The organism is Celeribacter sp. HF31 (assembly GCF_011806455.1).
Lineage (GTDB): Bacteria > Pseudomonadota > Alphaproteobacteria > Rhodobacterales > Rhodobacteraceae > Celeribacter.
This window is the reverse complement of the sequence record NZ_JAATOT010000009.1, coordinates 57,700-71,579: the sequence shown is the minus strand read 5'-3', so window position 1 is coordinate 71,579 and position 13,880 is coordinate 57,700. Positions and strand designations below refer to the sequence as shown.

9 protein-coding genes and 1 pseudogene are annotated in these 13,880 nt (G+C 58.5%); 8 read left to right on the top strand and 2 right to left on the bottom strand.

What is annotated here, in order from left to right:
• The first annotated feature begins 159 nt into the window (after positions 1–159).
• The 5 genes from HCZ23_RS17780 to repC all read left to right on the top strand — a co-directional run bounded on the left by HCZ23_RS17780 (position 160) and on the right by repC (position 6,735).
• Positions 160–2,100 (top strand): ATP-binding protein, encoded by a 1,941-nt coding sequence (locus HCZ23_RS17780; protein WP_167603097.1) that lies wholly within the window; start codon positions 160–162, stop codon positions 2,098–2,100.
• Complete coding sequence (locus HCZ23_RS17775; RefSeq protein ID WP_167603096.1) at positions 2,097–2,816, top strand: response regulator transcription factor; 720 nt, start codon at positions 2,097–2,099, stop codon at positions 2,814–2,816. Before HCZ23_RS17780 ends, HCZ23_RS17775 begins: the two co-directional genes overlap by 4 nt.
• Positions 2,817–3,099: 283 nt before the next feature.
• Entirely contained in the window at positions 3,100–4,305 is a 1,206-nt protein-coding gene (repA, locus tag HCZ23_RS17770) for a plasmid partitioning protein RepA (protein WP_254870376.1), read from the top strand.
• A complete protein-coding gene (gene repB, locus HCZ23_RS17765) occupies positions 4,302–5,318 on the top strand; it encodes a plasmid partitioning protein RepB (RefSeq protein ID WP_167603095.1) in 1,017 nt (338 codons plus the stop codon). Before repA ends, repB begins: the two co-directional genes overlap by 4 nt.
• 175 nt (positions 5,319–5,493) lie before the next feature.
• Positions 5,494–6,735 (top strand): plasmid replication protein RepC, encoded by a 1,242-nt coding sequence (gene repC / locus HCZ23_RS17760; RefSeq protein ID WP_167603094.1) that lies wholly within the window; start codon positions 5,494–5,496, stop codon positions 6,733–6,735.
• 571 nt (positions 6,736–7,306) lie between these two features.
• Here repC and HCZ23_RS17755 read toward each other — a convergent pair.
• A pseudogene (locus HCZ23_RS17755) lies at positions 7,307–7,510 on the bottom strand (DDE-type integrase/transposase/recombinase); the annotation flags it as partial.
• 593 nt (positions 7,511–8,103) lie between these two features.
• Positions 8,104–9,552 carry an MFS transporter gene (locus HCZ23_RS17750; RefSeq protein ID WP_167603093.1) on the bottom strand — a complete coding sequence of 483 codons (1,449 nt, stop codon included), beginning with the start codon at positions 9,550–9,552 and terminating at the stop codon, positions 8,104–8,106.
• Positions 9,553–9,653: 101 nt separating this feature from the next.
• Between HCZ23_RS17750 and HCZ23_RS17745 the strand changes: the two genes are divergently transcribed.
• The 3 genes from HCZ23_RS17745 (at position 9,654) to HCZ23_RS17735 (ending at position 13,861) form a co-directional block, all read left to right on the top strand.
• The gene (locus HCZ23_RS17745; protein WP_167603092.1) at positions 9,654–10,094 is read left to right on the top strand and encodes an Rrf2 family transcriptional regulator; all 441 of its coding nucleotides are present in this window, start codon (positions 9,654–9,656) and stop codon (positions 10,092–10,094) included.
• 505 nt (positions 10,095–10,599) lie between these two features.
• Positions 10,600–12,036, top strand: coding sequence for an aldehyde dehydrogenase (locus HCZ23_RS17740; protein WP_254870375.1), 1,437 nt, complete (start codon positions 10,600–10,602; stop codon positions 12,034–12,036).
• Between the two features lie 253 nt (positions 12,037–12,289).
• Positions 12,290–13,861 carry a GMC family oxidoreductase gene (locus HCZ23_RS17735; RefSeq protein WP_167603090.1) on the top strand — a complete coding sequence of 524 codons (1,572 nt, stop codon included), beginning with the start codon at positions 12,290–12,292 and terminating at the stop codon, positions 13,859–13,861.
• Positions 13,862–13,880 lie beyond the last annotated feature (19 nt).

Genomic DNA, 13,880 nt, shown 5'->3' with positions numbered 1-13,880 from the left:
GGCGCGCATGGAACCGGAGTAATTGGTCACAACACTGTTTCGCAACTTTGTCTGAAATGTATCGAATTGTAACGAGAGCGATTAACGGCTTGGAAACGGGCCGTATCGGGAGGATTATTCCTTGTCCGACCAGGGCGGTCCTGAAACAGGTGCAGGGTGATGCGAAAGCAGCAGTCGGTCTATGAAGCGATATTTGGCGCAAGCCCTCAGGCGACCGCCATCTTCGGTGCGGACGAACAGTTGCGCGCGGCAAATGCGGCGCTGACATCCTTCATGGACAGCATTCCCATGGTGCTCCCGCCCGACCTGCGCCTGTCGGAATTTCTCTCTGCGGAGTTTTGGCGCGGGCCGGTCATTCCGGTCTCCGGATACGGTCCCCACTCTTCCTCCGGCATCTATCTCGTCTCGCATCCCGGGGGACGCAATATCGAGTTACAGTTGCAGACCACGGAACAGGGCGACAGTTTCGTGACCCTGAGCGATGCTTTGGAAGAGGTCGCCGACCGCAACCGGCTACAGGATCTGATCGCGACGCGGACCCGTCAGCTCATCGCCAGTGAGGAGCGGCTTAGTCTGATCGCCAACGAAGTGCCCGCGGGTATCGCGCATATCGACAAGGATTTCACCATCCTCTACGCCAACAAACGGTTTGCGCGCGCCTATCGTATCACCCCGGAACAGATCACCGGGCAAAACGCCTATGACGTTTTGCATCCCGATACCATGGAACATTCCTCGCGCTTTTTCGAACAGGCCCGGCGTGGGATGCTGGTCGATTTCGAAATGCGGGTGAAATTGCCCGGGAACAAATTCAAGGACGTGCGCACGCTGCTGCGACCGGACAAGCCCTCCGCCGGTGAGGTGATCGGCTTTTATCTTGTGTCGATTGACGTGACCCGGCGCAAAGCCACCATGAGCGCCTTGATGCAATCGCAGAAAATGGACGCACTCGGGCGTATGGCGAGTGGCATTTCGCATGACTTCAACAATCTGCTTACGGTCATTCTGGGCAACCTTCTGCCCCTGAGCGAACGCTCTGACAGCGCCGCGATCCGCGAGGAGTTTCTCGAACCCGCGATCTCCGCCGCCCGGCGCGGCTCGGCGTTGACGAAACGGCTCGTGTCGCTGGCGCGCCGCGAACAATTCGATGCCAGACCGACCGATATCGGCGAGGCGATCCGGGAAATCTACAGCCTGTTGCAGTCCTCTATTCCCAGCACGCTGAAAATCAACCTGACCCAGAAAGCACCTCTTTCTGCGGCGTTCATCGATCGCTCGCAATTCGAGATGTCGATTCTCAATCTCGCGCTCAACGCCCGCGATGCAACCGACGGACGTGGCCAGATCGACATCGAGCTTGAACCCTATGTCTTGCCGGCCGCAGAGGCCGAGGTGTCGCGTCTGGCGCCGGGAAATTACGTGAAAATCGCGTTCCGGGATGACGGTTGCGGCATGTCCCCTGATCTGGCTGAAAAGATTTTCGAGCCGTTCTTTACCTCCAAGACCGGCCGTGGGTCCGGCTTGGGTCTGTCGATGGTCTATGGCTTTGTCGAGCAATCCAATGGCGCGATCTATGTCGACAGCACCGAGGGGAGCGGCAGTGAGTTCACGATCTTGCTGCCGAGTTTAGAAATTGCTCCCGAAGACTATGTCGGGCATGTTTGGCCCGAAACCGAATTTTGTCCCTCAGATCAAAACGAGCGCGTGGGGGCGCTCGGGATTGCTCTGATCGTTGAGGATGATGTCGATGTGCGCCGCGCTCTGTGCCGAAAGGTCACCAGCGTGGGGTTCACGGTTTTGGAGGCATCTGACGCGGAGGAGGCACTGGATGTGATTGGAGTGGTTCAGGGGATCACCACCGTGATTTCAGATATCGACATGCCGGGGGCGAAAAACGGGATTGACCTTGCGCATCGTCTGTCGGCTCAGCGTCCCGAATTGAAAGTGGTGCTGATGAGCGGCAAACCGAAACCGTCCGACAAACAGGTTTGGCCCGTGGCCGTGCCGTTTCTGGCCAAACCGTTCACACAAGACGAATTATTGTCCGCCGTCGGGCGCCGGTCGCCAGACACCCGCACCCGGCAGGAGATCCGCGAATGACACGCGTGTTCCTGCTCGAGGACGATGCCGATATCTGCAACCTGATCACACGGTCTCTGGAAAGCTACGGTGTGATGGTGGAATGCTTTCAATTGCAGGCGGATTTTCAGCGCGCCATTGAACGTCAGCGCCCCGATCTCTGTTTGATCGACCTGAGTCTGCCGGACGGGGACGGGCTCAACCTCCTGCGTCAGGGTCGCTTGCCCGAAGACCTGCCCCGCATCATCGTCAGCGGCCGTGGCAGCATTTCCGACCGGATCCTCGGGCTCGAGATCGGCGCGGACGACTATGTCGTGAAACCGTTTGAGCCGCGCGAATTGATCGCCCGGGTGCGCGCCGTCCTCAGGCGCAGCGAAGGTGCAGGCCGCAACCCCGACAGCCTCCCCGGTCAGACCGCGACCTTTGGCGATTGGACTGCGGATTTCGATGCCTGCGTGTTGACCCATCGCTCCGGCGATGTGGTCGAGCTGAGTTCCGCTGAGGCTGAGCTGCTTCAGGTCTTTGTCAAAGCGCCGGGGCGCGTGCTGAGCCGCAATCAGCTTCTCGATGCCACCACCGGACGCTCCGTCGATCCGTTCGACCGGAGCATGGATGCGCGCATTAGCCGGTTGCGGCGCAAACTCCGTGACGATCCCCGCTCCCCCAAAATCATTCGCACGGTCTATGGAGCCGGGTATGTTTTCTCGGCGTCTCCCGCGAAAGCGGACGAGATATAACCCCGCCATTGCGCCAATGCGCCATTGCCGGGGCGGACCCTCGGGATTGCCTTGCCGCGCTTTAGTGTCTCTCTATCCGGTTGCTACCAAATCTAGAAATCTCTTGCACGAATCCGACTCTTTCGGCAATAGTCACGGAAAAGAGGCGATAAACGTCAAAATCCGTGAACACGTTCCGGACACACGAGGCAACCACTGGTCTTTCGCGGTCATCCTGTGACCCGCTCTGGCCGGTTCAGAGAGACATCAGGCGCCAGACCTGAGTCAGACAAGGGCAAAACACATGGCGGCAAAGACCATGGCGGGTGGGATTTCCACACATCAAGACCTCAATGAGGTCATCCGTCAACATTCTGAACGGCTGGCGGCGCAATTGCATTCGCAACGCGAGAGCCTGTTTCCGCCGGACGCCTCAAAACAGATGCGCAAATTCATGTCCGGTGAGGCGGCTGCGCTTCTCGGGGTGAACGATTCCTACCTGCGCAAACTGCATCTCGACGGCAAAGGCCCCTCCCCCGAACTGACGCCCGGCAACCGCCGCCTCTATTCAGCACATGATATTCAGGCGTTGCGCGAGCTTTTGGAAAAAACAGCACGCAAACCCGGTGACTACCTGCCCGGACGGCGCGATGGCGATCACCTCCAAATCATCGGCGTGATGAACTTCAAAGGCGGCTCAGGTAAAACCACGACCTCCGCCCATCTGGCGCAGCGTCTGGCGCTCTTGGGGTATCGGGTGCTGGCGATCGATCTCGACCCGCAGGCCTCTCTCACCGCGCTTCATGGCGTCCAGCCCGAGTTTGATCTCGAAGACGGCGGCACGCTCTATGATGCGATCCGCTATGACGATCCCGTGCCGATCCGCGAGGTGATCCGCCCGACCTATATTCCCAATCTCGACCTGATCCCGGGCAACCTCGAATTGATGGAATTCGAACATGAAACCCCGCGCGCCCTGTCTCAGGGCAATGCCGGACTGTTCTTTTTCCGGGTCAAGGAAGCGCTGGCGCAGGTCGATGACAACTACGACGTGGTGGTGATCGACTGTCCGCCACAATTGGGCTTTCTCACCATGTCGGCGCTCTCCGCCTCGACCGGCGTTCTTGTGACGATCCACCCCGAAATGCTCGATGTGATGTCCATGTCGCAATTCCTGCGCATGACCGCCGATCTGATGGATGTGATCGCCGAAAGTGGCGCTGACATGTCGCATGACTGGATGCGCTATGTGCTCACCCGATACGAGCCTTCGGACGCGCCGCAAAACCGCATCGTGGCCTTTCTTCGGACCATGTACGGCGAGACCGTGCTCAATGCCCCAATGCTCAAATCCACCGCCATTTCGGACGCCGGGCTGACCAAACAGACCCTCTACGAGGTGGAACGTTCCGCCTTCACCCGCTCGACCTATGATCGCGCGGTCGAAAGTCTGAATGCGTTGAACGACGAAATCGCAGATCTGATCCAGAAAACATGGGGGCGCTCATGACCAGCAGCAAGAAAAAGCGGATGTCCATGCTCGACAGCCTCGCCGCGGCAGGAGCCCCCTCCCCGACCGCGGCGACCTCGATGATGTCGAACAACCGCGCTCTGCGGTCCGCCCGTGATGCGGTCGATGGGCATCGGGTCTGGGATCTCGACCCGGAACAGGTCTTGGATGACCGGCTTTCCGACCGGCTCGACCCGGACGATGTGGCCGATCTGCGCGATGCGATTGAGCAAAATGGTCAGACCGTGCCCATTCTGGTGCGACGCCATCCGAGCGAACCGGATCGTTACCTTTTGGTTTACGGGCGTCGGCGTCTTGAGGCGATCCGCACCTCGGAGAAGGTCGAGAAAGTCCGCGCCTTGGTGGCCAACCTCGACGACGATGCCGCCGTGCGGGCGCAGATTTCCGAGAACATGGCCCGGCGCGATCTCTCCTACATCGAAAAGGCCCTCTTTGCCCGGGAGCTGATCGACAATGGATTCGGCACCCAGGCGCAGGTCGCCGAGGTGCTCACGGTCACTAAATCTTCGATTTCGATGGCCTTGAGCATTGTCGATATGGTCGGCGTCGATTTGATCCGGATGATCGGAGCGGCGCATGGGATCGGTCGGCCCCGGTGGGACGCGCTTGCGCGCGCGATCGAGGAGCATGGGCTGGACCGCGAGAAGCTGATGCGGGCCGCCGAAAATGTATATACAAAATCGCAGGTGGACATGGTCGTTGAAGGCCAGGCCCCCGACCCGGTCGATCTTTCGGGCGCGGCCTTTGAGGCCGTCGCCAAGCTGGTCGAAAAAACCGTGAACACGGCCAGCACCGCCAAGAAACAGACCCAAGTCCAGCCCAAACCGCAGGTTCTCACCCTCGATGGTGCCCGCGTTGGCGGGGTCAAACGCACCGCAAAAGGCGTGGCGATCACGCTGGAGACCGGTGAATTTGCCGATTGGGTGGCGGCTGAGGCGCAAGATTTGATTTCAGACCTTCACGCGCGTTGGAAACAGCGCGGCGAAGACTAAAGAGCAGAACAACAAAACACAGGAGGCACGAGCCGACAAAAGAAAAGGCCCCGTAAAGACATCGCCCTACGAGACCCTAACTTGTTTCTAGCACCTTCAAGGTAGTGTCGCACCGTCAAATCCGCAAGTCCAAAGTGATTCGCGGAGCGGGAAAATTTTGTCTTCGTGATGATCTATGGACTACACACCCGTCTCGCCGTTTCGGCGAACCCTTGATGCTGTCATCCTGAAACATCAGGCCCGGACCCACACAGAGCTGCCGCCCAGCGGTGTCAACAAATGGGAGGCCCTGCGCGAGCTTTCTGCGGCGCGTGAGGCCTTTGGCCTGACCGATCGCGACATGACCGTATTGCAGGCGCTGGTGAGTTTTCACCAGGCGACGATCCTGGGGGGCAATGACACCGATCTTGTTGTGCACCCGTCGAACAAGTCGATTTGTGAGCGGCTCAATGGTATGCCCGCCTCGACCATGCGGCGCCATCTCGGCCGTCTGGTGCATGCCGGCGTGGTGATCCGTCGTGATAGCCCCAATGGCAAACGCTACGCGCGGCGGTTTGGTGAGGAAAAGATCGTTTACGGTTTCGATCTCACGCCGCTTGTGGCCCGCTTCGAGGAGTTCTGCGAGGCCGCAGAGACCGTGCGCGCCGAGGCAGAGGCCTTCAAGCGTCTCCGGGAAGCTGTGAGCCTCATGCGGCGCGATCTGGCCGCTCTGAGCGTCTACGGCGAGGAGATCCGCCCTGATCTGCCGATCTGGACCCAGATGTCGGACTTGGCCGCGCTGACGGCTCGTGAGCTTCGCAGGAGGTTGCAACTGTCCGATCTTGAGAAGATCGAGGTCGTTCTCCGCGATGCATTGGACCGCGCCCGCAACATTCTCGAACCTGTTGGTACAGAGAATATGAGCACCAATGAGTCTCAAGATGAGCAGCACTATCAGAATTCAAATAAAGACTCTTATGATTCTGAACTTAGCCAAGAATTGGCAAAAGGCGGCGGGGTCAGCGCCCCTGACCTGCCCGATCGTTTGACGAGAGCAAAGGATGACGATTCGGATAATGAGGAGCTCGCTCCACCAGAACCTGACATTCGCATGCCAAACCTGCCTTTGGGGCTGGTGCTGCGGTCTTGTCGTGAAATCCTCACATATTTCGACGGCCCTATCCGGCATTGGCATGAATTCGTCCGCGCCGCTGAGATGGTTCGGCCGATGATGGGAATTTCGCCTTCCGCCTGGGATGAGGCAAAACGGCATATGGGGCCGGTCGAGGCTGCCGTGGTTTTGGCCGCCATGCTGGAGCGGGTGAACGACATTCGGTCGCCGGGCGGGTATCTGCGCAGCCTCAGCGCAAAAGCAGAGATGGGTGAGTTTTCCTCGGGTCCGATGGTCATGGCTTTGATGCGGCGCGAAGCGGCGTGAGCCGTTGGTGCAGTGGGGTTGTCGGAGGAAGTTCACAGCTGTGAACTCTTCTTCCCTGAGCTACGCTGTGCGGAGGTTTAGTGTCTAATATGATTCTGAAAAGACTCTATATGGCTGGATTTGTCTCTAATCGCTGTTATCGCGGCGGGGTCGACCATTTGGTATATGTTGCGTTGCCCCCTGCCCTTTTGCTGTAAGAGCGATGACTTCGGGTGAAGTGAGTGGTTTCGAATGCGCCGGACAACATCGAGTACGACGGCAGTGCAAATTTCCTGAGCCAAGATTGGACCGATTTTAAGACTCGTCTGCCATGAGTTCACAGCTGTGAACTTTGCACCGATCGACCTTTTTAGGTAGGGCGAGACGATATCTTTGATCACCTTCGAGATAAGCCCCCTGCCCTTCCGTGTCGAAAATGAGGTGCCGTGTAAATACCCGCGCGGAAACGATCCGCCCGCTTGCGTCTCGGTTTTGCCTTTATGGCGGACGAAGTTAACGATCACATTTGGATGCGGAGCACCAGGTTAACCGTTCCCTAAGATCGCTCACTGAGGACGTGACCCAGATGCGGGGCCGAATGAAAGGCCTTGAAGCCCATCATCGGTTGGATGATCCGCTTGATGAAACGATGATCCTGACCGACGATGTTGTTCAGGTATTTGACTTGCCGGATTTCTATTGTGCGGCCGCCCTGAGTGAATTTCAGGATCGTGTGCACTCCTTCAGGCCGGTCAGGCGCGCCGTTAGAGACGATTGCGCGCTTGAAGAACTGCCGAGGCAGGGATTTAAAGAGCGGCGGCTTTGGTCAGGTTCACTCGGACTCTTTCTCGGCCAGGATCGTCTCCTTTTGCACCGGGGCGCGCGCGTGTTTGCGTTGGATTCCGGCCAGAACTGTTGCGATGTGGCTGGCTGGACGCCGGGCGGAGCGGGCAGGGAGCAGAACCGGCGGTTCAGGCCGGATCCTCGAGTCAATCGAGGAGACGATCCGAAGAGCGCGGGATCTGGCCCATCGGGTGGAAACGCTTCACGCCATCGCTCCGAAGCTCCGGGCGAAAGGATCGGCTGGTCGAGCTGGGTGTCGCAGAGGGACTGACCGGACGGCCGACCTTTTGGCTCTACGGGATCACACCATGACCAAGGTTACCAAGACGCGGAAACCGGTGGGCGAGCGCCATGCTCTTTGCGCGTGCTTCGCCGGTTGGTGGCAAAGACGTGGAGCGCGTGGTGGGGCAGGGGGCAACCCGCGTCAAGCGCGGTTCCGATTGGTCGCGCCTCGACAAACTGCTTCAAAACAGCCGCGAGACGGACGAGTCTTTTGGGCGCAATGTGGTTCCCAAAAATCTTGCGACGGGTTTGATGATCTATCGGTCATTGTGGGGTCTGCCTGTTGCGATAGGCTGACACTCCAAGGCCGAGAGCCAATGCTGTAAAGACGGCCATCGAATAGAGCGTGGCTTGTGATGCGGCATGGACAAAACGGGACGTGGCCTCTGTGCGCCCTTCCATCCCGTCCTCACCGAGCAGGGAGAAGAAGATCTGACCTGCGATTGCGATGCCGAGGGCGGCGCCGACTTGTTGGACCGCTTGCATGGCACCAGAACCGGCCCCTGCATCTTGTGCTTCAACGCTCGACATCGTGACCTGAAACAGCGACATGACCGCCGTTCCCATGCCAAAGCCGCAGATGAGCAACGGCACGGTGAACAGATACGGGTTCAGGTCAGTCCCAACGCCGTTGATCACGACTCGAAGTCCAATCATGCCGATCGTCAGCAATGCAGCGCCGCACGCAATTCTGAGTGTCAAAGACCCGTTTCCAAATCGGGCTGTGAGTGTGGACGCCAACATAACCCCGACAGGGAAAGGCGTGGTCACAAGGCCGCTTTGCAGGGCGGACAGGCCAAACCCGGATTGCAGGAAGATGGCGAGGACAAGGAACAGACCGGGGATGCCGGAGAAGAACAAGATCACCAACCCAAGGCGGATCAGGTAGGGCCGGTTTGCCAAAAGTCCTTCGGGCATCACCGCGGACAAGCCGCGTTTGCTCAAGCGACATTCCCAAAGCACAAAGCCGACCATCATTGGCACACAGGCCAGGAGTGCGGCAAAGCTCCACCAAGGCCAGCCAAGAACGCGGCCTTCGATCAGTGGCAGGACCAAAAGAACGATTGCCCCGGCAAATAATCCCGTTCCGATCCAGTCGGGGCGCAATGTGGTGTCCGTCTCCAGATCAGGGACAAAGCGCAGTGCGCCGATCAAGGCGACCACACCAAGCGGAATGTTGATCAGAAAGGCCAGCCGCCAGCCCAGCCCAGCGACATCAGCGGTAATCACCGCGCCGCCAATGATCGGTCCTGCGACGACGCCAAGGCTTGAAATTGTACCGAACAGACCAAAGACACGGGCCTTTTCATCCGTTGGAAAGATCACATGCACAATCGCAAGAACCTGCGGCACCATCATTGCGGCGAAGATACCCTGTGCAGCGCGTGCTGCAATCAAGGTCAGGATATCAGGCGCGACCCCGCAAAGAACGGATGCGACCGTGAACCCGAACAGGCCCAAAATGAACATGCGACGGCGTCCGAACACATCACCGAAGCGCCCAAAGGGCAGGAGGCCCACGGCAAGGGCAAGAACGTAGATCGCCGCCACCCATTCAAGCTGGGTCGCCGTTGCACCCGTGTCCGCTTGTATGCGGGGCAGGGCGACATTCACGATGCTGACGTCAATCAGGTTCATGAAGCTGGCAAGGAACAGAACGGCCAAGGCCATCCACCTGTCGGAGCGCGGCTCGTGTTGAGACACATCGGGCATGGTGCTTTTGCTCGTATTCATGTAACGTCAAATGTATCATAATGCAGGGGGTGTCAATCTCTTGTGTTTTCAAATGTTACATATGAGCGATGGAGACCCAAATGCGTCAGGATAAAAGGCTTTCCCGCGTCCTTCATGCCCTTCTCCATCTTGATGGCATGGATGAGCCAGCGACATCAGACCTAATCGCGCAGATGTTGCAGACCAATTCCGCCGTGGTGCGCCGCACGATGGCAGGGCTGCGTGATGCGGAAATTGTCACGTCCACGAAAGGGCATGGCGGTGGCTGGATATTGATCAAACCGCTGAGCGAAGTCACCCTGCTTGCCATTTACAGGGCCCTGGGTTCACCGACCTTGTTTGCGCTTGGCAACGATGAGGATGAGCCAACCTGTCTGCTTGCCCGCGAAGCGAACGCCGCCACGACCGAAGCATTGAACGCAGCGCGGAGTCAATTTGAGCGATCACTTGGCGCAGTGACGGTTGCCCAGCTCACAGCAGGCTGGCGACAAGACATGGCGAATTGTAACGCAGCTTCATAGGTCTTTTCGGACCTTTTATCGCGATCGCGGGTCTCCGCCCGAAACCCGATCCAACTCAGGGGCCTCAACATATGGGTGATCAGAAACCCCGCGTGGCCGTAGTATTCCCAGTCCTTTAAAAACTTCATCTGGGATTCTTTACGACGTCCGATTTTGGTCTTTTGCGATTTGGTGAGATGAACGGCATTTCGGCATGATGTCTTTGTTTCCGAAATGCGGCATGACGCGACAAGGCAACGCCATTTTTCCCAAAATGTGATCGACATTTGTGCAAAATATAAAAAGCAGAAAAATATTGCGTTAATTTTCATTTAAATTTGACAGCGCAACTCTGGTGCGTCAAATTTCACGGTAACAATAATGCAAATACCGCTTCTCGAATATCAGAAGAGGTAAAATAAACCGCACTATATGTCCCTTGGAGGTCAAAATGAAAATTGCTGCGCCCGGCAGTGATGTGGAGTCCCTTCTCCCATCCGTTTCTGCATTTCTCAAAGCTCCGAAGATGACGGTTGGCGCTCAGAGCTGCGATGCGCTCTCCGGGAAAAGTTTCGCCGTTTACGATCCCGCCACAGGCGGGGAGTTGGCACAGGTTCCCGCGGCGGGGCCTGAAGATGTGGACGCGGCCGTGAAGGCCGCACGCGTCGCTTTCGAAGGCCAATGGTCCGCGCTGCCAGCGATTGCGCGCCAAAACCTGATGCTCAAACTGGCCGATCTTTTGGAGGATCACGGCGAGGAGTTGGCCCAGATCGAGACGCTGGAGAACGGCAAGAACGTGATGTTGTCGCGTTTGATCGAGGTTCAGGCCTCGTCGGAATATATCCGCTACATGGCCGGGTGGGCGACAAAGATTTACGGTCAGACCTTTGACGTATCAATCAACGTGCCGCCGGGCATGAGCTATCAGGCCCAGACCCGCAAGGAGGCGGTTGGTGTGGTTGCGGCGATTACGCCGTGGAACTTCCCGCTCGGAATGGCGGTGTGGAAACTTGCGCCTGCGCTGGCCGCCGGATGCACCGTCGTGTTGAAACCGGCAGAAGAGACGCCGCTGACCTCGATGTATCTGGCACAATTGTGCCTCGACGCGGGATTTCCCGAAGGTGTGGTCAATGTGATCACGGGAACGGGAGAAGACGCAGGTGCTCCGCTGGTGGCGCACCCGGGTGTCGACAAGATCACCTTTACTGGTTCCACGAGCGTCGGAAAGATCATCGGCGCGCAGGCGATGAAAGACGTCAAGCCGGTGACGCTCGAACTTGGTGGCAAGGCGCCGATGGTGATGTTCGACGATATGGATCTCGATCTTCTGGGCAATGCGGTGGGCATCGGCACGATGTTCAACACCGGCCAGACCTGCACCTCCGGCACGCGTCTCTATATCCAGAAAGGGATTTACGAAAAGGCGCTCGAAGTGATCGCCGGGATTGCTGGCAGCCTGCCGATGGGAAGCGGCCTGTCCACTGCGAATATGATCAACCCGGTGGTTTCGGCGAAACACCAGCAGCATGTGAAATCCTGCGTTGCCCGCGCCATCGAAGAGGGGGCCACGCCGCTGTTGAACGGGGTGACGCCGAACCAGGGCTATTATGTCGCGCCGGAGATTTTCACCAACACCACGCAGGATATGTCCATCATGCGCAATGAGGTATTCGGTCCGGTGATCTCGGTGACGCCCTTCGAGGATGGTGACGAGGCGATGACCCTGGCAAATGACACGATCTACGGTCTGGGCGCGTCGATCTGGACCACGGATGTCAACAAGGTCATGCGCTATGTGCCGAAGATCAAGGCCGGGACGGTCTGGGTTAATGCCCATAACATCCCGGATATGAACATGCCCTTTGGCGGCTACAAACAATCGGGCATAGGGCGCGAACACGGCGCAGGCGCGCTTGAGAACTATCTCGAAACCAAATCCGTATGTGTGGCTTACCCCGCATAAGGTGAGGGGCCTCGCGGTTTCCCTGACGCGGGGTCCTTTGTCGTTCATGTGCCGCGCTTGTGCGGCACATCCCCGCAAGACGAACCCCATAAAGAGGGCGCTGCGGTTTTGATCCAACAGCGAGGAAACGATCTCATGACTGTCATTTACAGCCCCGGCTGACGCCACATTCCCTATCTCTCACGCGGTCTCTCCCTCCATGCGCACCGATGTGCATGGGCTGTATTTACATGCCACTTGACAGGATATTTCCATGAATACGCATGCCTACCCGACTCTCTCCACCGAACTGAACGGCAAGACCTTTGATTACATCGTCTGCGGCGCGGGCTCTGCCGGATGTGCCATCGCCGGGCGTCTGTCGGAGGACCCGGACACCTCGGTCCTGCTCGTTGAGGCCGGACATGGCGACACGCCCGACATGGTCTCCACGCCGCTGCGGGTGATCGACATCTGGTTCTCGGATTATGACTGGGGCTTTTCCACCGTGCCGCAGAAACATGCACATAATCGCGAGGTCTATTGGCCGCGCGGCAAGGTGATGGGCGGCTGTTCCTCTATGAACGGTATGATCTATGTGCGCGGTGACAAGACCGATTACGACGCCTGGGCGCTTCAGGGCTGCTATGGCTGGGATTGGGAAAATGTCCTGCCCTATTTCAAGAAGATCGAAGATTGGGAAGGCGGCGAAGATGACTATCGCGCCACCGGCGGCCCGCTCCATGTGATCAAGGACTACGAGGCGCATCCGGTGATGGATGCGCTGATCGAGGCCGGTGTACAGGCGGGCATTCCCTATAACGAGGATTACAACGGCGAAACCACCGAAGGTATTTCCCGGATTCAATACAACATCAAGGACGGCACACGTGCCTCTACCGCTGCGGGCTATATCGACCCGGTGCACAATCGTCCCAATCTGACCGTCATGTCGGGCGCGCGGGCCGAGAAGGTCCTGATCGAAGGCGAGGTGGTCAAGGGCGTGGTTCTCAAGACCGCCAGCGGATCGGTCACGATCAACGCGGGCAAGGAGGTGATCCTGTCGGCGGGCACGCTTGAAAGCCCGAAACTCCTCATGCTCTCGGGCATCGGCCCGAAAGAGCATCTCGAAGAGATCGGCATCGACGTGATCGTGGACCTGCCCGGCGTGGGCAAGAACCTGCACGATCACACCTTTCTGCCGATGGTCTATGAGAGCAAGGAAGATTATCCCTTCCCGACGAACCCCAACCTGCCGCCGATGCAGGTGCATATGTTCACCAAATCCCATCCCGATATGGCGGTGCCGGATTTGCAGCCGCTGTTCTTCTCCGTCCCCGCCTACGCGCCGGGGCAGGAGGGGCCGATGAACGCCTTTACCCTTCACGCCGCGGGCGTCCGTCCGTCGTCGCGGGGCGAGATGTGGCTCACCGGCAAAAGCATCGACGATCCGGTGGCGCTCGATCCGAACCTTCTGTCGACGCAATACGATGTCGATTGCCTCGTCACCTCGATGAAACAGATCCGCGAGCTGACCGCGCAACCGGCGCTCGAAGCGTGGGTGACGCGGGAGGTTTATCCGGGACCGGAGGTGCAGACCGACGCGGCGCTGGCCGACTATGCCCGCTCCGCCGTGGGCAGCTATCACCACCAGGTCGGCACCTGCAAAATGGGTACGGATGCGCTGTCCGTCGTGGACCCGGAACTGCGGGTCTACGGGGTCAAAGGGCTGCGCGTCGCGGATGCCTCGATCATGCCCGCCGTGCCCTCGGGCAACACCAACGCCCCGGCCATCATGATCGGCGAGAAATGCGCCGATCTCATCAAGGGCAAAGTCACCGCCTGACTCAGATTTTCGCACATAC

Bases quoted from the DNA above. Each gene is read 5' to 3' on its own strand.
- repC (WP_167603094.1), top strand. From the start codon at position 5,494: ATGGACTACACACCCGTCTCGCCGTTTCGGCGAACCCTTGATGCTGTC.
- HCZ23_RS17775 (WP_167603096.1), top strand. From the start codon at position 2,097: ATGACACGCGTGTTCCTGCTCGAGGACGATGCCGATATCTGCAACCTG.
- repA (WP_254870376.1), top strand. From the start codon at position 3,100: ATGGCGGCAAAGACCATGGCGGGTGGGATTTCCACACATCAAGACCTC.
- HCZ23_RS17740 (WP_254870375.1), top strand. From the start codon at position 10,600: ATGACGGTTGGCGCTCAGAGCTGCGATGCGCTCTCCGGGAAAAGTTTC.
- HCZ23_RS17735 (WP_167603090.1), top strand. From the start codon at position 12,290: ATGAATACGCATGCCTACCCGACTCTCTCCACCGAACTGAACGGCAAG.
- repB (WP_167603095.1), top strand. From the start codon at position 4,302: ATGACCAGCAGCAAGAAAAAGCGGATGTCCATGCTCGACAGCCTCGCC.
- HCZ23_RS17750 (WP_167603093.1), bottom strand. From the start codon at position 9,552: ATGCCCGATGTGTCTCAACACGAGCCGCGCTCCGACAGGTGGATGGCC.
- HCZ23_RS17780 (WP_167603097.1), top strand. From the start codon at position 160: ATGCGAAAGCAGCAGTCGGTCTATGAAGCGATATTTGGCGCAAGCCCT.
- HCZ23_RS17745 (WP_167603092.1), top strand. From the start codon at position 9,654: ATGCGTCAGGATAAAAGGCTTTCCCGCGTCCTTCATGCCCTTCTCCAT.